22 protein-coding genes and 1 pseudogene are annotated in these 21915 nt (G+C 34.7%); 19 read left to right on the top strand and 4 right to left on the bottom strand.

Features of this window, described 5'->3' with window-relative positions; genetic code table 11:
- Positions 1–20: 20 nt before the first annotated feature.
- The 3 genes from ACN6KS_RS21265 to ACN6KS_RS21255 are packed head-to-tail and all read left to right on the top strand — an operon-like array spanning position 21 to position 1441.
- A complete protein-coding gene (locus ACN6KS_RS21265; protein WP_440960429.1) occupies positions 21–605 on the top strand; it encodes a TOTE conflict system archaeo-eukaryotic primase domain-containing protein in 585 nt (194 codons plus the stop codon).
- On the top strand, positions 606–1193 hold the full coding sequence (locus ACN6KS_RS21260) for a hypothetical protein (protein ID WP_440960428.1): 588 nt from the start codon (positions 606–608) through the stop codon (positions 1191–1193). It abuts the gene before it with no gap.
- Positions 1142–1441 (top strand): hypothetical protein, encoded by a 300-nt coding sequence (locus ACN6KS_RS21255; RefSeq protein WP_440960427.1) that lies wholly within the window; start codon positions 1142–1144, stop codon positions 1439–1441. Before ACN6KS_RS21260 ends, ACN6KS_RS21255 begins: the two co-directional genes overlap by 52 nt.
- 261 nt (positions 1442–1702) lie before the next feature.
- On the opposite strand, the gene ACN6KS_RS21250 is transcribed toward ACN6KS_RS21255, so the two are convergent.
- Both ACN6KS_RS21250 and ACN6KS_RS21245 read right to left on the bottom strand, forming a co-directional pair.
- Positions 1703–1894, bottom strand: a complete 192-nt coding sequence (locus ACN6KS_RS21250) for a hypothetical protein (RefSeq protein WP_440960426.1) — start codon at positions 1892–1894, stop codon at positions 1703–1705.
- Between the two features lie 536 nt (positions 1895–2430).
- Complete coding sequence (locus ACN6KS_RS21245) at positions 2431–3042, bottom strand: recombinase family protein (RefSeq protein ID WP_440960425.1); 612 nt, start codon at positions 3040–3042, stop codon at positions 2431–2433.
- A gap of 523 nt (positions 3043–3565) precedes the next feature.
- Between ACN6KS_RS21245 and ACN6KS_RS21240 the strand changes: the two genes are divergently transcribed.
- The 13 genes and pseudogenes from ACN6KS_RS21240 to ACN6KS_RS21180 all read left to right on the top strand — a co-directional run bounded on the left by ACN6KS_RS21240 (position 3566) and on the right by ACN6KS_RS21180 (position 16745).
- Positions 3566–5050, top strand: coding sequence for a competence protein CoiA (locus ACN6KS_RS21240; RefSeq protein WP_440960424.1), 1485 nt, complete (start codon positions 3566–3568; stop codon positions 5048–5050).
- Between the two features lie 348 nt (positions 5051–5398).
- On the top strand, positions 5399–5758 hold the full coding sequence (locus tag ACN6KS_RS21235; protein ID WP_440960423.1) for a tyrosine-type recombinase/integrase: 360 nt from the start codon (positions 5399–5401) through the stop codon (positions 5756–5758).
- The gene (locus tag ACN6KS_RS21230) at positions 5758–5946 is read left to right on the top strand and encodes a tyrosine-type recombinase/integrase (RefSeq protein WP_440960422.1); all 189 of its coding nucleotides are present in this window, start codon (positions 5758–5760) and stop codon (positions 5944–5946) included. The genes ACN6KS_RS21235 and ACN6KS_RS21230 overlap by 1 nt, the downstream gene beginning before the upstream one ends.
- A 283-nt stretch (positions 5947–6229) precedes the next feature.
- Positions 6230–7426, top strand: coding sequence for an IS256 family transposase (locus ACN6KS_RS21225; RefSeq protein ID WP_280789143.1), 1197 nt, complete (start codon positions 6230–6232; stop codon positions 7424–7426).
- A gap of 282 nt (positions 7427–7708) precedes the next feature.
- On the top strand, positions 7709–8470 hold the full coding sequence (locus ACN6KS_RS21220) for a sce7726 family protein (protein WP_440960421.1): 762 nt from the start codon (positions 7709–7711) through the stop codon (positions 8468–8470).
- Between the two features lie 17 nt (positions 8471–8487).
- Positions 8488–9420, top strand: a complete 933-nt coding sequence (locus ACN6KS_RS21215) for a sce7725 family protein (RefSeq protein ID WP_440960420.1) — start codon at positions 8488–8490, stop codon at positions 9418–9420.
- A gap of 11 nt (positions 9421–9431) precedes the next feature.
- Positions 9432–10520, top strand: a complete 1089-nt coding sequence (locus ACN6KS_RS21210) for an RES family NAD+ phosphorylase (RefSeq protein WP_440960419.1) — start codon at positions 9432–9434, stop codon at positions 10518–10520.
- Between the two features lie 692 nt (positions 10521–11212).
- On the top strand, positions 11213–11935 hold the full coding sequence (locus ACN6KS_RS21205; protein WP_440960418.1) for an SLATT domain-containing protein: 723 nt from the start codon (positions 11213–11215) through the stop codon (positions 11933–11935).
- A 4-nt stretch (positions 11936–11939) separates the two neighbouring features.
- Positions 11940–13364 carry an RNA-directed DNA polymerase gene (locus ACN6KS_RS21200; protein ID WP_440960417.1) on the top strand — a complete coding sequence of 475 codons (1425 nt, stop codon included), beginning with the start codon at positions 11940–11942 and terminating at the stop codon, positions 13362–13364.
- Between the two features lie 538 nt (positions 13365–13902).
- Positions 13903–14027, top strand: a pseudogene (locus ACN6KS_RS21195) (sporulation initiation factor Spo0A C-terminal domain-containing protein); the annotation flags it as partial.
- Positions 14028–14358: 331 nt separating this feature from the next.
- Positions 14359–14952, top strand: a complete 594-nt coding sequence (locus ACN6KS_RS21190) for a hypothetical protein (protein ID WP_440960416.1) — start codon at positions 14359–14361, stop codon at positions 14950–14952.
- A gap of 228 nt (positions 14953–15180) precedes the next feature.
- Complete coding sequence (locus ACN6KS_RS21185; protein WP_440960103.1) at positions 15181–15870, top strand: helix-turn-helix domain-containing protein; 690 nt, start codon at positions 15181–15183, stop codon at positions 15868–15870.
- A gap of 20 nt (positions 15871–15890) precedes the next feature.
- Positions 15891–16745 (top strand): IS3 family transposase, encoded by an 855-nt coding sequence (locus ACN6KS_RS21180; protein ID WP_440960415.1) that lies wholly within the window; start codon positions 15891–15893, stop codon positions 16743–16745.
- Between the two features lie 144 nt (positions 16746–16889).
- Here ACN6KS_RS21180 and ACN6KS_RS21175 read toward each other — a convergent pair whose 3' ends face one another.
- The gene (locus ACN6KS_RS21175) at positions 16890–18632 is read right to left on the bottom strand and encodes an ABC-F family ATP-binding cassette domain-containing protein (protein ID WP_094873636.1); all 1743 of its coding nucleotides are present in this window, start codon (positions 18630–18632) and stop codon (positions 16890–16892) included.
- 310 nt (positions 18633–18942) lie between these two features.
- On the opposite strand from ACN6KS_RS21175, the gene ACN6KS_RS21170 reads away from it, so the two are divergent.
- Positions 18943–19431 (top strand): hypothetical protein, encoded by a 489-nt coding sequence (locus ACN6KS_RS21170; RefSeq protein ID WP_094873634.1) that lies wholly within the window; start codon positions 18943–18945, stop codon positions 19429–19431.
- A 258-nt stretch (positions 19432–19689) separates the two neighbouring features.
- Positions 19690–19980: a MazG nucleotide pyrophosphohydrolase domain-containing protein gene (locus ACN6KS_RS21165; protein ID WP_094873632.1), complete on the top strand. Its 291-nt coding sequence runs from the start codon at positions 19690–19692 to the stop codon at positions 19978–19980.
- Between the two features lie 68 nt (positions 19981–20048).
- Here ACN6KS_RS21165 and ACN6KS_RS21160 read toward each other — a convergent pair whose 3' ends face one another.
- The gene (locus ACN6KS_RS21160) at positions 20049–20798 is read right to left on the bottom strand and encodes an SDR family NAD(P)-dependent oxidoreductase (protein WP_042190424.1); all 750 of its coding nucleotides are present in this window, start codon (positions 20796–20798) and stop codon (positions 20049–20051) included.
- Between the two features lie 163 nt (positions 20799–20961).
- Here ACN6KS_RS21160 and ACN6KS_RS21155 point away from each other — a divergent pair, with 163 nt between their 5' ends.
- Positions 20962–21873, top strand: a complete 912-nt coding sequence (locus ACN6KS_RS21155; RefSeq protein WP_440960414.1) for a LysR family transcriptional regulator — start codon at positions 20962–20964, stop codon at positions 21871–21873.
- Positions 21874–21915 lie beyond the last annotated feature (42 nt).

The raw sequence follows: 21915 nt of genomic DNA, 5'->3' as shown, positions 1-21915 counted from the left end.
TAATGGAAGGGAAATAATGATTGAATGAGGGAATTGCAAATAAATTATATGACTTGTACATAATCCAAACTAAAAAATATCTTATACAGTATCCAACGCAATACATAACATATCAAGCTGGACAGTTAACGAAGCAGGGGAAGAGGCAACTTCCTTTGTCAACTTGGCAAATAGACAAACATTTAAACAGCGAAATGACCATAGGTACATTTGCTGGGCAGTATAAAACGAAGTTTCTCACATTTGATGTGGACTTTGCGGACAATCCATCAATGGCAAAATGGGCTACATATGTAATTGCAAATTGTTTGAATGAATCAGGAATATTTGAACATTACATAAGTTTTAGTGGTAATAAGGGCTATCACATTGATATATTTTTCGATGATCTCATTTTAATTGAGGCTGCACATCAATTTTATATGCATGTTTTGATTGAAACGAATCTTATCAAGTACAAATCAAATATTGAGTTTAGGCCTACATCAGGTCAAGGGGTTAAATTGCCTCTTGGCCTTCATAGTAAAACAAATAGGTATTGTGGCTTTTGTCTCATTGAAACTGGTTTGCTAGTAATGGATAAATATCACTCTGAACAGCATTGAATGAGTGTTACAAAAATTCAGTCGGAAACAATTTTGAATGTAATTGGTCGACACTCACAGGGAAACATTGATACCGAGACGTTCATTAAAACAGAAGACGTATTAGCTCAGTATCAGCCACTAAAAATATATGATCAAAGCGAAGATTATACAATTAACAAGGCGCAGGAGCTATTGAAAAATGGCCTGAAGATATTAGGCAGCAGGCATAAATCATTATTTGCGATTGCTCTTTACCTAAAATATTGTGGGCTTGAATCTGAACAGGTTGATGCTGAGTTAAAATTATGGATGGATAGACAAGACACGAATACATATAGTACCAAACTTGAACTATGTTACAAGGATATCGAACAAATTGTAAAAGATATTTTTGAGCGTGATTATAATTTGACTCCAAGCAACAAAGATTTGAAGATTACATACGAAGAGATCACTGAGGTTATAAATAAGTGTACAGAAAAAAATCAAAAATTACTTAGTTATGCGTTATTGATCCACTCAAAACGGTTTGCTAATAAAAAGGCGTTTTTTACATGTCTTTTCCTCATATGGCTGAATCTACTGGATTGGGAACAGCAACAGTAAATAGGCAAATTGAAAAATTAGAAGCGAAAGAAATCATCGAAATTGTTGAAAGAAATAGACAAGGTAAAGGGAAGATGAAACTACCCAATAAATATAGACTGAATCTGGATTGCGTGTCTAATGAAAAAACAAAAACATTTGTAACTGATGATTATAAGAGTTTTAGTGAGTGTATTCGGTATTTTTTTTGTGAAGATCAATTAAAAAAGATATTACCTAGAAGACAATATCAAAGTCTAGTTGGTTAAGTTATTTTAAATTTATAACTTCTAACCCCTATAGATCAAGGGAAAGTTCATGAGAGAGGATATATATAGCTATGCTATATATAATTACCTATTACTTATCATATTGTACATAGAAGAGAGGGCTCAGCAAAATTAAAGAGTCCTCTTTCTCGTTTTAATACAGATTTGTATTTATTTAGATGGTTAAGTGTATCTTTCTGTTTTTTAGGTTTTGTTAAGAAAAAGTCTTACTTTAGGATTGGTTATAAATTTCAATATGTACTATTCATTATTAATTCTTTTTTGTTGTTCTTTGTCACGCCAATCCAAAAATTGATTCTGTTCCTTTTTTGACATATCTTTAAAATCTTTTGGCTCGTTGCTAGGAAGAGAAGCACAACGAACAAGTAACCAAGCTATAATTATAAAAACTACTACAAATTTGAATATCTCCGCTGTTTTATCTTCATTCATTATTTATAACTGATCCCCTTTCTCTATAAACACCTAAATTCTACCATTGAATTATCTTATAGGTCTACTTATTTAAATAATTGAGAAATGTTTCTTTTATACTCTGTTTGATTTGAACTCTTTTAAAGAAGATCAAAACTTTGGAAATATTTATAACCCTAAAAATATTTAAATAAAGTAGAATTAAATCATTAATAATATCCGAAATGTTAGTTTATGATTAATTAAGATTTTTAATAATCAGCTTAAAATTTACGAGTTGAAAAACCTATTAAACTAAGGGGGTTTTCGTTGTTTGGTTTTTTTTACTATATTTTACAAAAATCAAAAAAAACGCTTGAAATTAGGCGAACTCGTGATAATGAATTTGATGGAAATCTGAAATTATAAAATTGGCTGTTTTAAGCATTTTTAACGAGACTCTATAGACTACGATATACATATTTATCACTAAGATAAAACATAAAGTAATGTATATAAAGAATTGAGGAAGATAAATAGTGTTCGACTATGAAAAAAACGTCCACTAGGGACGTTTAATTTGATTGCAACTCATATTCCTTGACTCGACGATAGAATGTATTAGGCTTCATATTAAGCCTTCTCATAGCTTCAACAGCTGTAATCGCTCCTTGTTTCCATTCAGTGTATGAATGCTTAAAATCATCCGTAATTACTTGTTTGGGGCGTCCAAATACCACTCCGTTACTCAACGCTGTAGCAATACCTTCTGCTTGTCTTCCATTTATTTTTTCTCTCTCACGTTCAGCCATGTATGATAATAGTTCAAGAACAATACTTGATATAAGCTTCTCTAACCCATTCTGATACTGTCTGGTGTCAAGGATGGGCATATCAAGGATTACGATGTGAGCGCCTATTTCCTGCGTTATCTCTTGCCACTCACGTTTGATATCCTGTGCATTACGTCCTAGTCGGTCAAGTTCTTTAATGAATAGAATATCACCCTTTCTAAGGCTATTCTTCATAGACTGGTATCCAGTTCTATTAGTATCCTTGCCACTCTGTTTATCTATGTACATGTCACGTTGTAGTATTCCTAGGTCTTTCATTGCTTCTAATTGTCTTGCTTCATTCTGATCTTTGCTAGATACTCGCACATAGCCAAAATGTCTAATGTCACTCATCGCCATCACCCTTTCCATGTATTGTTATATGAATATTATACCATTTATGTGTCAAAATATATATCGTTTTTATGACATGTTTCTAAATGTTTAATTGGTTTATTGACATATTGCTAAACGTACTGATTTGAACATTTGACACATGTGGCTTAAATTATACTTATTGACATTGTATAAGGAAGCAGGAGCGGGACTATATGACTTCTGACTTTTGAACAACTCTGTTGGGCTTGTGTAAAGATTCATGTGATATTCAAGTATGCCTTAGAAACAGTCTACGCATTATGATGTTGTAGAGTAATATTGATAGTGTTATTGAACTAACTGGTGGATTTCTTCAACTAGACTAAGTATTCTATAAATGAAAAAAAGCGCAACATTGTACTAGCGCTGAACATATTAGTCGTAACGTGTTCTGGAACAAATCTATACATAACCATATAGCACATCTTTTCTTTCAAATGAGGAGTAGGTACTATAATGATAGGGTATTCAAACTTTAGTTATATATGGGGGTGTTATTTTGTTAAGATGTATAACAGCTAGTAAAGAGACCATGATTTCAACAAATTGTGATGTGAAGGTAGTCTCTAAATTGGTAAAGGCACATCAAGTATTTTGTCCTAACTGTGGTGGAGATGTGATATTCAAGAAAGGTAGCGTAAATACATCACATTTTGCACATCGTGTAGCAGAATGTAAATATGTTGGTCATGAGCCTGAAACAAAAAGCCACATCAAGGGCAAGACCATTCTGCACGAATGGCTAAGGGGTATGTTTCCTACTGCATTTGTGCAATATGAGGTGCATATACCCACCACTGGACAAATAGCAGATATTTATGTAGAGCATAAAGATGGAATGCTTGCAGGACTGAAATGGGCTTTCGAGTTTCAACACAGTCCAATAAGCATTGCTCATTGGAAAGAACGCCATAACTTATATGAGTCTGTCGGTATTCAGGATTTCTGGATTTTCGACAAAGCTAAGTTTATGAAATTCTCGTCAGCTAGGGACTTTACAGATGCTAGAAAACGGGTTAAATTCGATGAACATATTTACGACAAAACAGGTCTTTTGTACTTCCTTGACGTGGAGAAGTCCGAGTTAACTATTGAATTTAATTACATTAGAACTCCAAGAACCACCTTGGTGGGTCGGTATGATAGGACGCAATACTTTACTTACCATAACCCGAGAGAAAACACTGTCCCAGTATCTACTGTAAGAGTAAGAAAGTGCAAACCATTCGACTATTTTGTACTAGTAAGCGATAGTTTAGAGTCTTACATGGAGGACAGGTTATGCTATGTTCTTAATATTCTCACGCAAAAGGCTATGGAGAAAGAGGAAAAGCTTTACTTGGAGAGGTTAGTGGAAAAGAGTACATACGCTAGGATTAATTACGGCGATAAGTTCACAGACCGTTTCGAAGAGCTTATCGCAGACTCCGATTATGAATTTACTTACTACCAAACATTATTTGATCCAGATGATGACTCTTACGATAAAGAACTAATGTTGATGCGAAAAGACGTGATCAATCTCAGTATTGAAGAGTTCTTCTCCAAGTACAAGAGTATCGTCGAAGTATCAGTAGCCAATAAGGAGGATTACAAAGACTTTAAAGCAAGTGATGACATCTCATTGCGAGTATTAACAACGTTCGCTGGTCTTGCTGATTTCCGACTGATTGGTTTTTTGATAGACCAAGGAAATATGACCTTGCAGATTTACCTAACGTCTAAGAACAAGGATAAGGTTTCCTTAGCGGAATATGTATATGCAAACCACAGGGAAACTTTAAATAAGTTAGCAAGGCGTAATAAGGACTTTGTAAACGAGAGGTTGTCAGAGATTAACATACTACTGTGTGTTTACAGTAGTTCGCCTACTGCTTTGGACTACGCAATTAAATTCAGGAATCTTGGCTCTATCGAAGAAATAGAAAGCTGTATCACACAAATAAAAGAAAAGTTTCACGTACCAGATCCGTTTGCGAATTAAACGTCTACTATCGTACCAACTGTGATTTTAACGGAAAGGTATTTAAAGGATTGATTAGTAATTTGAATAGCTATAAGTACTAATCGCTGTCAGATATCATTCAACTGCTAGTTACTTTTGGATATTCACTCAGATATCAAGTTTCTGATAATTCGTTCAATACAAGAGAAGTTCTTTGTTGAACCATTCATACTTGATGAATGGTTCTTTTCATATTGATGTAGCCCTAAAATTGAAGCGTTATTTTACTCTTAGATACATTATGATGAACTGTGTCATAAGCATAAACAGTTTTAAGCGGGACGGAGGCTAGGTTTACAGTTGAAAAGTGATCGTCTTTAGGGGAGAGTGTCAGTACACATAGAGATAGTAACCCTATATAGATGTATAGCGATACGAAAGCAACAGTCTGAACGGAATAAGTTAATTAGAGATATTGATCGTACAGGTAATAAAAGAGATTATGCTATTCTAATGACACTACTCATGACTGGTAGTAGTGTGTCGGGATTAGTCACTCTAGACCTCTCAGACGTTGATGTAAGCGACCGCAAAGGCTCGATGCTAGTTCGTTCAGGTAAGGGGAATAAAGAGAGTACACTAGCTGATGTGGAAGTAAGAAGCGCTATAGAAAAATATCTTGATGAAAGAACAGACAGTAACCCTGCTCTATTCATAAGTAATAGACAAGAGCGTATTAGCATCTAATGGAGATGCATGGACACAATGACCATCAGACTCGACACAGCTTCATTACAGGGCTTGTACGTGCAGGAGAGGATATTTGTGTCATTCAGAGTTTGAGTGGTCATTTAAGTGCGAAAATGATTTTAAGGTATTCGATGCCAAGTGAAGATGATAAGCAGAAAGCTGTAGAACACATATACAAGGACTAGCCACTCAATAAGAGTGGTTTTTTGTTGTGTAGGGGCGGGGGGAGGTTTACAGTCGGAACTTGGTTTTTATATGAAGAAATTCAGGTTCACATCTACCCAGCAACTTGTAAAAGGTAACGAAGCAATACTATTATGCGTTAACATTAAGACTGATTTATTTTTGTAAATAAAAAAATGGATGGCGTAAAATAAGTTGTGTACCAGGATTTGGAGCCTAGTCAGGCAACAAAAAAGTAGGGTATTCTCGGGATTGCGAAGTCCACCAAGAAAGGAACCCTACTCGATGACTATTTTACCCGAAAACCAACTTAATAATCTATTTGAAAATCTTGTCACTCAGTTTGTAAAAGATAACATGGAATCCATTATGCGCGCAGAAATCCAAGCGTTCATGTCGAGTGATGAAGCAGGTGCACGCAACAGCCGCAACGGATATTACACACGAAACCTGCATACGAAATACGGCAATGTGGAGGATTTAGAGGTTCCCCGAGACCGCCAAGGTCTGTTCCAGACTCAGTTGTTTGAGCCGTACCAGAGACGGGACGGCTGGCTGGAAGAGGCGGTAATTCAGATGTATAAGTCGGGCATGGGCACCCGGGATGTAGCCCGTTTTATTGAAAGTATGTTTGGCAGCCACTACTCCCCCACAACGGTCAGTAATATAACAGCTACGGTACTTGACGACATCCACCAGTGGCAAAAACGTTCGTTAAACAAGCGTTATTCCGTGATCTATCTGGACGGCTTGTACGTCAAGCTTAAACGCGGGACCGTCAAGGGAGAAGTCGTTTATTTCGCGATGGGGATCGACGAAGATGGGCACCGGCAAATTCTTGGCTTCTATGTAGGTGGCCAAGAGAGCGCAAACGGCTGGCGTGAAGTGTTGAAAGACCTCTACAACCGAGGCGCACAGGAAGTACTGCTCGGTATATTTGACGGGCTACCAGGACTCGATGCTGCATTTAAAGAAACCTACCCAAAAGCCGATGTGCAGCACTGTATTGTCCACAAGGTTCGCTCTACCTTCCCTAAAATCCGGATCCAGCACAAAACGGAAGTGATTGAGGATCTAAAGACCATCTACACGGCGCAGGACCACGATCTGGCGCTAGCTGCGTTTGATACGGTAAAGGCAAAATGGGGCAAGCTGTACCCCAAAGAGATGCGGTCTTGGGAGGAGCAACTCTCTACCTTGCTAACGTTTTACAAGTATCCGGCACTCGTGAAAGAAGCAATCTACACCTCCAATCCGATTGAACGAATGAACAAGGAAATCCGAAAGCGCCTAAAGCCGATGAACAGTCTCACGAATATGGATGCGGCAGAGAAAATTGTCTACCTCGACGTGATGGACTACAATGAACGTTTTAGCGAACGAGTGATTCGCGGCTTCGGTGATCTGGAGGTTAAGAAGAAACTGAACAACATGTTTGAAGCGCGGTACCCGGTGCAGGAAGGGCAGGAAGAACCTGCCTAATTTCCTCGTTCTTTGGGGCGGGTTTCCCCGCCCCAAAGAACATCCACACCCACTAACAGATACCCGAGAAGCTACTTTCTGTTCTCTTACACAAACTTCTTGACGCTACCAAAAAATGAGTAAATTTGTTAGAATTGGTAGTATAATAAAGGTAAAAACATGATTTTCTAAGTTAAAATGGTATATCTAATGTAAAATTGATTGCAATAGTAGTTTAGTTTAGAAAGTGTGATTAGTTTGAATTATACGTATTTGAATAAATTCTTTAGCAGAAAGTACATCATGAGTACTTTATTTTCAGAAAATTTCAGTGTAAACGCATTTAATGAAGAACTTGAAAAAAATTATACATTGTTGAACCAATTTTATAGAAATGAGTATTTCTATAAAAGTACGTTATTTAATAAGTTGGTATTGGGGAAGTATAGCTTGAATACAACCTCAGCTTTTAGTGAGTTAACAATTGGAAAATCAAAGGCTGATTTTGTTTTAATTAATCACAAAGTAGGGATAGTTTATGAGATTAAGACTGATCTCGATAATTTAGAAAGGTTGGTGTATCAATTAGAAGATTATACAACTGCATTTAGTAAAGTATATGTTGTGACTTCTGAGAAGAACTACTATCCAGTTTATAAAGTCACTAAAGAATCAAACCTATCGGTAGGCATTATTGTTTTAACTGATGACGTTAGATTGAGCGTTAAAAAAGAGGCTGTCGAGAATGATAATAACCTGAATCATGAAGTTCTATTTAAGTTATTAAGGAAAAAAGAGTATGAAGAATTATTATTTTCTCAATTTGGCTGTTTGCCTGACGTAAAGCCAGTTCAGTATTTTAAAATATCTCTTCAATGGTTTAAAGCGTTACCTATTAAAGAAGCACAGAGATTGGTACTGAATCAGTTAAGAAAGAGAATAGTACATTATGATGTAAAAATATTAAAAGGCTTACCCACTCCAATTAGGTGGCTAATTTATCTAAGCAATATTAAACATCAGGAATTATATAAGATAGATGAAATATTAAAAAAACCAACATAAAAGGAGGAAGAAAGTACATGTATTATCCGATAATTAGAGGGAGACAGTATGATCTATTAGCAATTAGAGAATTACAATCAAGAGGCTTAATGAGCAGTGGTATTATTCCAATTATTGAACCTATTAAATTCAGTTCTACATTAATATCTACTGTTCAGGCATTTGAAAAGAATGATAGAAAGTTAATTATTGTTTCTAATCCTAAAATAGGTTCATTTACGGGGGAACTAAGTATAAGTAGCATATATCAGCAATATAAAGAGTTTATGTCAAGTAGTTCGATTATTATTGGTCACAATTTGAATAAAGATTCAGAGAAGGAAATTCAAGATTTGCAGGATGGATTTTTTACTGAATTAACAGAATTAGCAATTATACATACAGAAAGAAGTTTGATTCAAATTTATAATGGGATTTTTGATGATGCAACACCTTGTCTAAACGTGATACCAAGAGATAATTCTTTTAGAAGACTTCTACAAAATAGGAACTTAGTTGGTCTGAACGATGAATTTCATAAACTTTCAAGAAATGTTGACTATATGGAACAAGAAAATGAATTTTTTTCAGAAGAACATCTGTATTTTAGAGATGAAGGATACATAGGTTTCTCAGATTATTCAATTGTTGGAGAAGAATATAACGAGGGTGGTTTTGCTCCATATGCCATAGCGATACATATTGTGTATCCAAACTTAGAAAATGCTTTGGAGATTATGCACTTTGTTTCAGATTCAAATGACGATATTAGTGATCCGGCTGGTAAATTCTTTGAGGCTTTGGAAAAATTAGTGAAATGGCATCGAAGCTTCAAAGATGAAAGAATTAATACTTTTGCAATGAGAAGTTTTTTACAACATCATAATGACGGAACATATCCTGGTCTACCAACTCTAAAAAAATTATCCATTATGCATCACTTAGAGTTATTAGATAAAATGTTAGGCTAGGGGGCATATATATGAATTGTTGCGAGAAATGTTTTAGATCTGAGGTAATCAAAAGCATTATTAAAAGTATAAAGAGAATTGGTGAATGTGATTTTTGTGGTAATAATAATGTACATATATATAGCTTAGAGAATGACCAAGGCATTGATGAGATGTTTAACAATATTTTAAGTATATTTAAGTTAGGTACTGAATTAATGACTGATGGATATTCACCGTATAAGTTGGTCAGTATTAAAGATGAGTTTGAAAAAAAGTGGAGTATTTTTAATGATTTTGATGCAGAAAAAATACACATGTTTTTAAATTTACTTCTCGAAAGTAGATATCCAAATAAAATATCATTATTAAATAATCAAGTAGGAATAATTGAGTGGATGAACGTTGATTATCTATATCAAAACTCGGTATTAAGGGGAACACCTTGGGAGGATGTTGTTGAATATATTAAACACAAAAATAGATTTCATACTAATCATCTTAATTATAGTGTATTAAATGAATACTTACCTAAAATCACCTCTACTATTGATGAGGATACTTTTTATAGAGGTAGAATATCTAATGATAAAGAGTTGACTGTATTTCAAATGGGCGCACCTCATCCTTCTGTGGCAACCGCAGGAAGGGCTAATTCAGAGGGAATTAGTCATTTATATTTAGCGAATGAAATTGGAACCGTTATTAGCGAGATTAGACCTAACCTAAGTGACACAGTTTATATAGGTAAATTTCGATTAGATGAAAAATTAAAAGTTATTGATTTTAGATTGTTGAAAAATTTAGATGTTTTCGAATTTGATGACCCTACGATGTTTGCGATAAACTTAGAGAATTTTCATAAAATAAATAGGGCTATTTCTAAGCCAATTCGTAGTGGAGACGGTAAACTGGATTATTTACCAACCCAAATTATTGTGGATTACATAAAAAGTCTTAACGAAACTAAATCAGCAGGCTACCATGGTATAGTTTTTGAGAGTTCAGTTAGTATGAATGGATATAATCTAATGCTATTTGACCCTGATTCAATAAGTTGTGTGAGAATAGAAAAAAGAACAATTAATAATTTGAGTTATGGATTTCCTATTTGCGGTTAATTATGAACTTTTGTTTCTTTTTTAGATTATGATTCGAAGGGTGTGCATAATTAGTTATAGTTTTTCACTAAAACTACAATTGATATACAATAACAACGTAATAACTGAATAGAAATTTACTCTGTTAACGTGCTTACTCCATCACCGTAGGTATTTGTGCAGTAACTCGTATCACGGTATCACCACTGACTGGGAATAGTTTAACTGATATGGTCATAGGTATAGTATGCCTAGTGAAGAAGAAAAACAGAAAGCAGTAGATAATATTTTAAAGACTAGCCTCCTAAATGGGTGGCTTTTTGTTATGTTGGAGCGGATGGGGAAGGTTTACAGTTGAAAAGTGATTGTTGTAGAAGCGAAATGCTGGTACACATATAGCAAGCAATTCAATAGTGATTTAGAGCGTTACATTATATTCATGTATTCCAACATATGGTATGTTGGAATCACAAAATATAATGTTGGTAATTGTAGAAATTGATCGAAATACTGTTGAGAAAGCTTTGTGGTTTTTTAATAATCTAAGATCAAGCAGATAAAGAATGGAGAACGTAGTTGGATTGGAGATTGTTCATAGTTGATATAGAAACAAGGTGAACTCTTAAAAAAAAGAAAAATGATGAAATAGAGAGAGTGATTTTATTTTAGATAAGAGAAGCGTTATTATCAAAAATGAAGGTGTGTGAAATTTAATGGGAAAAGAATATAAAGACATCACAATTTTACCTCAAATCGAAAAAAAAATAGGAACTTTGAATAAGACAAGAAATAACAGAATTGAAATGAGTATTAGATTGAAAAATTATAGCGATAAATGGAAACTTATTTTTTTCTTCTTAAATATGGAAGCAGTAATATTTGTATTATTATCTCTTAGTGGAAAAGAGATTTTCGAAAAATTTGGGGATCCGATTTTCGGTTTAATATCTGGAATATTTTCTATTTATGTAATTTTGTTGCAATATTATATCAATGAACTTAATTATAATGAAAGAGCGCTTAGAACGCATTATCACCAACTAGATATAGAAGATTTAATATTGAAACTGAAAATGCTGATATTAAATAATAATATCAAAGGAGCAAACTATGATGAGAAAAAAATGATCGAATCTTTTAATATTATTATGTTTGAGTATCAGTCAATATTAAAAAATAATGAGAACCATGATCCAGTAGATAACAATAAGAGGGTGTTTAATTCGTTAAAGCATACAGAGTTAAGTGATTTAAGTGAGAATAATATTAAAGATAAAGATAAAGATAAAGATAAAGATAAAGATAAAGATAAAAAATCAAGGAAAAAAATGAAAAAGATTAGAGATATGACTGTTGATAATTTTTTGGTGTATCTTAATATGTTAGTTATTTTTATCCCAATATTCGTAGTGGTAATTTCTTTATTGGAGGGATAATGAAGTGAAAATAAATGATATTTCGGAACTATCTTATAAATATATTTTTGCTATGTCAAAGACTAAAAAGTACAATCCCCAAACTATAGCAAATATAAATGTGTTAAGCAATTATGGTTTAAAAGGTATAAAACAAGTAATGAATCAAGATGTTATAGAGTTTTGTAAGAATCACAAACTAAATAAATCCAGAGATTTTGTATATAAAAGTGATCATTTCACGCCAAGGAATATGCATTTAATAAACCCTTTGTTTTATACTTATTACACATGTATAGTATTTAAAATAGCTTGTTTATTTTTGAAAGGAGAAAGTAAACTTGATTTCTCTAGCGAAAGAATGAAGATATTTTATTCAGGAGTATTAGATATACATTCCACTAAAGAAATAGAAAAAAACGCTAAATTTAATAAAAGCTATCGATCATTTCAAAAAGAGAGAGAAAGATATTTTGGATTCCCAGTACTAAAACTAGATTTACAAGATTTTTTTAATTCTATTAAAATCAAGCTACTTATCAGTAAATTAAGATCTCATTTAGGAGATCGAGAAATAATTAATGATCTAGAGTATTTTTTTGATTTTTGTGGATTTGAACATTTACCACAGTTACATTATTCTATTGCATCTTCAATATTGTCTCAGTTTTATTTGCTTGATTTTGATGAGAGTATGAATAAGATTCTGGAAAAAGATGATCTTTTTTTAATTAGGTTTGTAGATGATATGTTCATTATTCATTTGGATGGTAAGATTAATAATAAAAAAGTTAATAATTTATTGAATGAAATTAGCCATTTCTTATGGAAAGATGAACTTGTGTTAAATTCCTCAAAAACAAAACTATTAAGCCCAGATGAATATAAGTCTGCATTTGAGCTAATGGTACAAAACTATGATAGTGGAGAAATATCTTTTTCTAGTGAAAAAATAATTGAAGCTAAAACTGATGAAATTCTAAATAATGGATATCTGATATACCTTATAGAGGAGTTATGTAAGCTAGAAAAGTCTGAAGGTATAGATTTGAAAAAGTATAAGACGTTAACAACAAAGTACATATCAATTGATGGAGAAGACAGTAGAAAGGTACTGAATAATATTATTTTTTCTAAAAAATGGAAGGGTCTAAGTGATAAGGATCTGATGAAATTAATTGAAAATTGGAAATATATCTTATTTAATCCTTCTCAATTTACTGTTTTGTATATTTTGGTTTGTAGGCACTTGGAATATAATAAAGTAATAAATGGAACGAAAATAAAGAGAGTTTTAAGATATTTATATAACAATAAGAATAATACCTTTCGTGACACTCTAGTAGCTATATCTTACCTGTTCCAAAACAAAAATAATAATAGAGAATTACTAGATAAAGTTGAACATGTAAATCATGATTATGTGGATTTTATAAAAAGTTTCATTTAATGCATGAAAGACATAATCATGTGAACGCAGTGAACCTATCAAAATTAGTTGTCAAAGCCAATTTTACGATAAGAGTAGCGGTTGCTTTTTTAATATATAGGTATGAAAGTGTTAATTTATAATTTATGGAATAAGTAGTGTTAGTTTTAAAATGATATTTATAATTTTTCTATCTTATAGTCATATTATTGTTTTGATTCAATTTAAACTGAGGTAGCAGAAGTATAAGAAATGATAGTTACAAATAAAAACTAATATTGAAAGGTTTGTTTAGTTAAAGTCAAATGAGGTTTGATATGAGTGTTTTATGTAGAAACTGTCATATTACATAGAATTAGAAATTATAGTGATTTCGTAATATATTCTTCTTATATTTTCGATTGATTTTATGAGTTTATAGGCTTTGAACTTGCGTTCATACCCTACCCATAATACAATATTCACAGACCAATAAATTATGGTCATTAAACCTATAAATACCTAGTGAGATGGGAATTGTAGAAAGGAACAAAACTTAGAAACCCTTACGGCTCTAGGCGGCAACATCGATTCCATCAGCCATTTATTCGGCTACACCATTAATATCTCCAAATCTAAGCCTACTAACTCGGAATTTATTGCCATGGTGCTGACAAGCTGCGGATTGAGCATAAGGTTAGTTGAAAGGGTTAGGGGCAGTGCGTGGTAAGGGATTGTGGGTTGCTTGTAGGTGTTTAGGCTAAAACAATTTTGCCTACAAACTTCTCTTTGGGTAATTTAAAGCCAATCAATTTCTTCTTTGTATAAGTATAAATTTCACTCCTTTATTGGGTTCGGTAAATCCAATAAAGGAGTTTTTGTTTATGACTGATTTTGAATTTCAGATTGATAATGTTAACTTTCTTCAATAGAGTTGATTATAGAGATTCTAATGGAACAATTTAGCATCTGATAAAACAAATATTTTATCTAAAAGGAGACATATGAACTAGAAAAAATAGTGGGAGTGTGAAATGTGGAAAAAATATTATTGGTTTGTATTATGATAATGTTGATGTTAGCATCGACTAATGAAAATGTTGAAATGACATCAAATCCAAATCCTTCTAGTGAGCCTAAATCTGAAACGGATGAGTCTATTATTCCAAAAAACACATCCGTATATTGTGCTCAAGAAAGTATAAATTTGGATAGTGAAACTGAAAGAAATTTCTATGGAACTTGGAAAGTTGAGAAGCTTTTAGGTTTTGCAAATTCATATAATGATGCTTCTGAATATCCAACAGGGCAAAAATTCATTGGCGATGAAATTATCATCAAAAAAGACTTTTTTTCATCAAAAGGACTTAAAAACTATAGTGTTTATCAATATGAACTAAAAAAACCATTATATGAGATTACAGCGACATGTTATAACTCTGACTCTTTTTATAGATTATATAAAATAGATATCCCAGACTTAAATATAAATGATGTAGTAAAAGTAATAAATATAAGTGACCCTTCTACAAACCTTGGAATACCTTTAAGTTTTTTTGTTGTTAATAACGATAGGCTTATCTTATTATCAGAGGCAACTATTTTTGAGCTTAAAAAAATTACTGATTAAATGAATGCGATTCTGAAAATACCGTTGATATGGAATGGCGTTTATTATTTGCGTTGTATTATAAATTTGGTAGTAATTTAAAATGAATAGTCAGAAAATATTTCCTTCTCAAAAAACGTATGCTCGGTATAATGCAGCAAAAATACACTGAGATCTGATATGCTCCCGTCATAGTAGACAGTAGAAAAAACAAAAACTTCTACTGCTACAATGACGGGAGTTTTTCTAATGTCTAAAAGAAGTCCAGCATCTTTAGAAGTAAAATTACATGTCGTACGGCTGTGCCTTGAGCACAAGTCGAATCCAAACTATGAGGCAAAACAGCGAGGTCTTAGTTCGCACACGGTTAGAGAATGGATTAGGAAATATAAAGCAGATGGTTTGGACGGGTTAAAGGAATCGAGAACATGGAAAACATACTCAAAGGAATTCAAACTGGCTGCTGTTAACGAAGTGTTGTCTGGTCGTTTCTCCGTTGAAGAGGCGACAAACAAGCATCATATTTCAAGTAGAAGTGTTTTGATCAAATGGATTACCAAGTATACTAATGAGATAGAATTAAAACCTACACATAAAGGAAAAGGACTATCTCATATGAACAAAGGACGTAAAACAACTTTCGAAGAACGTATTGAAATTGCACAATATACCATCGCTAATGAATTGGATTATCAGAAAGCGATTGAAAAATACGGTGTATCTTATCAGCAAGTTTACGCATGGGTTCGGAAATATCAAGCTGGCCGTGAGGAAGCTCTTCAGGACAATCGAGGTCGTAAAAAGCCTGTAGAAGAACTAGAGGAGCATGAACGTCTTAAGCTACGGATTAAAGAGCTAGAAGCGCGAAATGAATACCTAGAGATGGAGAATGACTTCGCAAAAAAGTTGGCAGAGATCAAGCGACGAAATACACGCTAACCCTCGTTCGACAAGTAAACTTGTATCAAGCGATTCAAGAACTGAACAAAGAAAAAGGTCACGCAATTACGAAGTTGTGTGCGTTAGCTGGGGTTGCTCGATCTGCCTATTACAAGTGGTTAAAATGGAAACCCTCTTGCATAGAACTTGAAACTCGTACGTTAGCGAAAGAAGTAAAGCTACGATATGACAAGCGAAAAGGGATTCTTGGCTACCGTCAAATGCGCACGCAATTAAACCGAAAGCTCAAAAAGCAGTACAACAAAAAGCGTTATTACCGAATTATGTGTGCTCTTGGGCTTAAAGCAGTCATTCGCAGAAAACGAGCAAGTTATGTGAAAGCTACGGAGATCCATGTAGCTGAAAATGTAATGAACCGTAACTTTGATGCCAATTCCCCTAATTCAAAATGGTGTACAGATGTGACAGAACTGAAGTACGGGAATGGGCGCAAAGCCTATTTGAGTGCCATTATTGATGTATATGATAATTCCATTGTTTCATGGGTATTAAGCCATTCCAACAACAATAAACTCGTGATGGATACGTTGAAAAGGGCTTACGCGAAGAATCCTGGCGTATCTCCTCTTCTACAAAGCGACAGAGGTTTCCAGTACACGTCACATGAGTATAACCGACTTCATGTGAAATACGGATTTAAGAAAAGCATGTCTCGTGTGAGCCGATGTTTGGATAACCAACCTATTGAGCGTTTTTGGGGTACTTACAAGGCAGAAAGCTATTATCTTACAAAATTTGATACCTATGAAGAAGTCCTCACGGAGGTTAGCAAATATATTCACTACTACAATAATTACCGCTATACAGAATGTTTGGATGGCTTGTCACCTAACGAATACCGACGAGCTGCATAACGAAAATACCTCAGCTCTAGTAATACGAGCTGAGGTATCTAAACTAACTATTTTTGTTTTTTACACTGTCCACTTGACAGGGAGCACTTCAATCTTATTCATCAGTGTCTTTTTTTAGACATTTTCCCACCAGAGGGTTGTAGTTTAAAGCAGCTTAATCAGCTCTTCTAGCTCGTCAACCATACCTTTTGCAAGTTCAAAATTATTGTCTTTTAATGCCAATTCTATTTTCGTTTCAACTGCTTTTTTATTTTGTTCATTTTCTAAATAGTCTTTATCAAAATGACTGGCATAAATCATCTTTCTGAATTTTCGCATACTCATTTTTCTAATCGTCTTATCGTCAATGATTAATACATAATCCATACCATTTACTACAGAATAGAAATCATGAGAAATCATGAGAATCGCACCTTTATAATCTTCAATGGCTTTCTCCAGTGCGATTTGTGTATAGGTGTCTAAATGGCTTGTCGGTTCATCAAGAAGCAATAAGTTTGCTTTGCTAGCAGAAACTTTTGCCAATTGCAGTATATTTTTTTCGCCACCAGATAAAGATTCTACCTTTTGATTAAGAATTTCTCCTTCAAAGCCATAGTTTGAAAGATGTGCTCTAATCTCATCATAAGTTGCAAACCCAGCATCGATGAAGTCTTCTAGTATGGTATTAGAATCCTTTAGCACTTCGTCTTGAAGCTGAGAAAGATAAGCCACTTTAATATCAGCATTTATTTCAATTGAATCATGATTATTTTTAAAGATATCTCGGAGTAAAGTCGTTTTTCCGGTACCGTTTGGACCGATAAGGGCTACTTTATCTGTAGGTTTCATCTCAAAGTTAACATTTTCTAAAATCAACTCATCAAAGGAAACACTATAATTATTCACATTTAAAACAGTGATGTCTTCTTCAATTTCATTGTCCACACCAAAACTGATTTCCGGTTGCTTTATATCAACGAATGGCGCTTTAATTTTTCGCGCTTCCAATCTTTCTTGAAACTTAACCCTAGCTTTTAACGCTCTCCCTCTAGATGCTTCTGAATTATAGGTTGCGATCGCTCTAAGATTATCAATAATGTCATCGTATCTCTCAATTTCTTCTTGTTCAGCGACTGCGATTTCTTGTAACTCAATTTTTGTCTGAAGTAATGAGAAGTTATACTCAATATATCGCCCATCGAACTCTTGGATCTCCATGTTTTCAAGGTGTATAATTTTGTTAAAACAATGATTCAATAGATAACGGTTATGCGTAACAACTAGCAATATTCCTTTGTGAGCATTAATAAGATTTTTAAGTGCATTTAGATTTTCAAAATCTAAAAATACATCGGGCTCATCCATAATCATTAAGTCTGGACTAGTGAGCATTTCCTTCATCACTTGAATAAGCTTGAATTCCCCACCACTTAGGTCGGATACCCTAGCATCTTTTAGCTTTAAAAGGTTGGCCAAATTTAGTTTCTTATTAATATTGCTTTCAAAATCATTTCCATCCATTAAATCAAAGGCATCTAGAGCTAATTGATACTTTTCGAGTAATGAATCAATATCTGATGATGTTTCCATTTCACTGAGAATACCTGTTATTTCATTTTGTATCTTAATAAATTCTTCTCCTATATATTCAAAAACGGTTGTTTCTTTAGTTCTGTCTACTTGTGAGAACTGACTTACATATCCAATTTTGCAGGTTGGGTCAATTTCTAGCTTGCCTTCGAACAAATATTTTTCTGGATCCATCAGTATATCGATCAGTGTACTTTTACCACTGCCACTTGTTCCTATAAAAGCGCAATGTTGTGCTTCTTCTAACGTAAATGAAATGTTTTTATATAGTTCTTTTTGCGGAAATGCGAAGGATAAGTTATCAACTTTTATCATAGTATTACCTTTCTTTATAACTAAATTAGTGAATATGAATAGAAGGATTGAAGATCATAGATTTTGAGTTTACCGTTGATAGAGTAACACTGTTTACATACAACTTCAATCATTTCGAAATAAAGTTGTTTGTGAAATCGAAAAACACAACTTAGAAAAATAGAATCAGACATACTCAGATGGCTTCTTATAGCAAGATTACATACGGCCAGTAGTTGTGTTGGCTGTGGCAGAGTCTCTTAGTATATCTTTCATGTTACGAATCTATTGGTTATAATTGGAAGAATAATAAATTCAGGAGGTCGTAGACATGAAGAAGAAAATAGTAGGAATTGTAGCAGCCGCGTTGTTACTTGGTGGTTCAATAGGATTCGCAGCGAGCTCGTCGTTAATTGGCGCTAAAGTTTCCGGAATGTATACGATAAAACAAGACGGAAAGAAGATTGCAGATGCGATTGTAGTAAATAACTCGGCCTACGTACCTGTGCGCACGATGTCCGAAGCGACCGGAGCAGGGTTAACGGTTGAAGGAAAGACGATAATATTGGAGAGTAAGGAGACTGAGAAGGCAGCACTAAAAGCAAGTATTGCAGCTGCTAAACTCCGGGAAAGATTGGCAGGGGCAGAATCAAGCGTTCAAGTTCTCAAAGAAGCCATCCAACTGGTGGAAACTACTGCGGCCGACCTAACAAGCGCAGCAGACCAAGAGGCTCGAAGAAACTATATCGCGGAGTTGAATAAACGTGTTGCCTTCATGGAAACAGAAATTGCGCAGCTCAAGGAGCAACTTGGCGAATAATAAATGAATAATGACGAAGAGTCTCGCCATTACTGGTGCGGCTTATCCGTACTCAAACATTCGACGACGAAATTGGCTGCGAACCTGCGGATTGTGTGGTGGAATGACCGATATATCAGGCGGAGTTAGACGCAATAATGGCGTTAATATCAGCGCGTTGAGGAGGTTGTGTTCTTTGACCAAAAGGATGATAATTAGAGAAATAGCAGAACTAATTACTTTACATAACTTTATACCCTAAAAGCGAGGCGTAACGAAATGAATACATCTGAGTTTCAACAGTATGTGAAGAAGTTCAGTGAAACCAAAGGTTTTGACACGAGCTCCATCGAGCAGAGAATGCTGTACTTAATGACTGAAGTAGGGGAATTGTCCAAAGAAGTGCTATCCGTATCCTTCGACCCCGGTGCAGAGAAGAAAGAAAACTTGGGATTTGAAATGTACGATGTAGTGTGGAATATTTTTGATTTAGCCAATAAGCTAGGCATTGATCTGGAGCAGGCTTTTAAACGTAAGCTTGAGATCAATGAGGAGCGGTCCTGGGAATAATTGAATACGATAAAAAGTCCAAGGACCTCCCATGAAGGGAAGCCTTGGACTTTTTTGCCTAAAAAATTTTATTTAAATGAAGCATAACCTTCATCAGCCATTACAACACTACCGTTAATTGCACTAGCTTCTGGTAAGGAGAGCAAGTATACAGTGTCTGCAACTTGTTCAGGCAATGTTAATTTGTTACCCATTACTTTGCTCTTCATCTGGTCGACCATTCCTTGATCTTTATATCCTTGGATAATAGGCGTATCTACAGCGCCTGGAGCAACGGCAAGCACGCGGATGCCATGAACGGACATTTCAAGTGCTGCGGATTTAGTCATCATAATGACCGCACCTTTAGAAGCGTGATATGCGAATGTACCTGGGGAAGCTAGGAATCCAAATACAGAAGCTGTATTGATGATGACCCCTTTGATGCCGAGCTCACGCATTTTTTTACCTGCTGCGATAATACCGTGGGCAACACCATGCTGATTGACATTAATAACACTATGATAATCCTTAAGGTCTTGGTCTAGTACAGGAGTGACGCGGCCGATCCCGGCATTGTTGAACATAACATCAATTCTTCCATATGTGGCAACGGTTTTCTCAACCAGTGCTTCTACCTCTTCGTATTTTGAAACATCCGTTTTTACGAAAATAGCTTCGCCACCATCCTTGATAATCTGTGCGACCGTTTCTTCACCTAATTGTTGATTGAAATCGGCAACGACCACTTGATCACCTTTACTTGCAAATTTAATTGCGGTTTGTTTCCCGATTCCACTGGCTCCACCTGTAATTACGGCTACTCTTTTGTCTGTCATTTGGGACTCCTCCTCGAGAAATATAGTTATACTAGAAATATAGGTTCATAAGGTGAAAAGGTTATTTACTAACTTATTTACATTGTAGCACTTGTCTAAATTAATTAAAATTTAAGTAAATTTAATAGGTGTTAAGTAAATATTAACTTAGGGAGTGATTCAAATGAATTTAGAGCAATGCGAGAATATCGTAGAAGTCGCAAAGATTGGTTCACTAACCAAAGCTGCTCAGAATCGTCATATTACCCTGTCTGCCATAAGCCAGTCCATAACACTGCTGGAAGCGGAGCTTGGAGTTACTTTGTTCATTCGTTCGCGAGGCCAACGAGCAGTTCCTACAGCAGAGGGACAAGCTATTATCAGCAAAGCAAATGAAGTCTTGATGAAAGTAAATGAATTAAAAGCTGAAGCACAGATCTACAGCGATGCGCTTAGTGGTCATTTGAAGATTGCTACGATTCCGGGACCTATGCACCTAATCGTGAAGGTCGTATCCGGTTTTAAAGCGGATTTTCCAAATGTGAATATAGAGATTTTTGAAAAGGGACCTAAAGAAATTCTGGATAATGTGCTTCAGGATGAAATGGATATCGGACTGATGGTCTCGCCAGAGGGTTTATCAGAGAAACATAAAGGGGTCGTATTCGAGGAATTAATGGAAGGTAAGATTGTTGTAGGCGTACATCCTCAATCACCACTAGCTTTAAATACAATAATTACGCCCGAACAGTTAGTGGGCCAGACGTTGGTTTTATACGATGATCATTACATACAGGACTTTGTGGAGCGTTATTTACTGGAAGTCGGGCCGATGAATATTCTTTTTACAAGCAATAACACCCGTGCCATTGACAATGCAGTGGCGTCAGGACTCGCGATCACGATTGGGATGGATTATTCTTTTCTAAAAACATTTGAGGGTTCTCAGAAGATTATGAAGACAATCGAGCTACGATCAACAGATCATAATACTCCGGGGTCCATTGTTTCAGCTTCTAAACAAGGATCGAAAACGGTCAGAAGATTCATCAACAGGTTGAAACATGAATTTGAGGAGGGGATTAGAAGAAGTTAACAGTATGCCTTGGTAAATTTTATCTAACCTTTACGCTTCCTA

This window comes from Paenibacillus nitricinens (assembly GCF_052056485.1).
Classification (GTDB): Bacteria; Bacillota; Bacilli; order Paenibacillales; family Paenibacillaceae; genus Paenibacillus_AQ; species Paenibacillus_AQ nitricinens.
The sequence above is the reverse complement of the archived record's forward strand: the minus strand, read 5'-3'. Positions and strand labels throughout refer to the sequence as shown.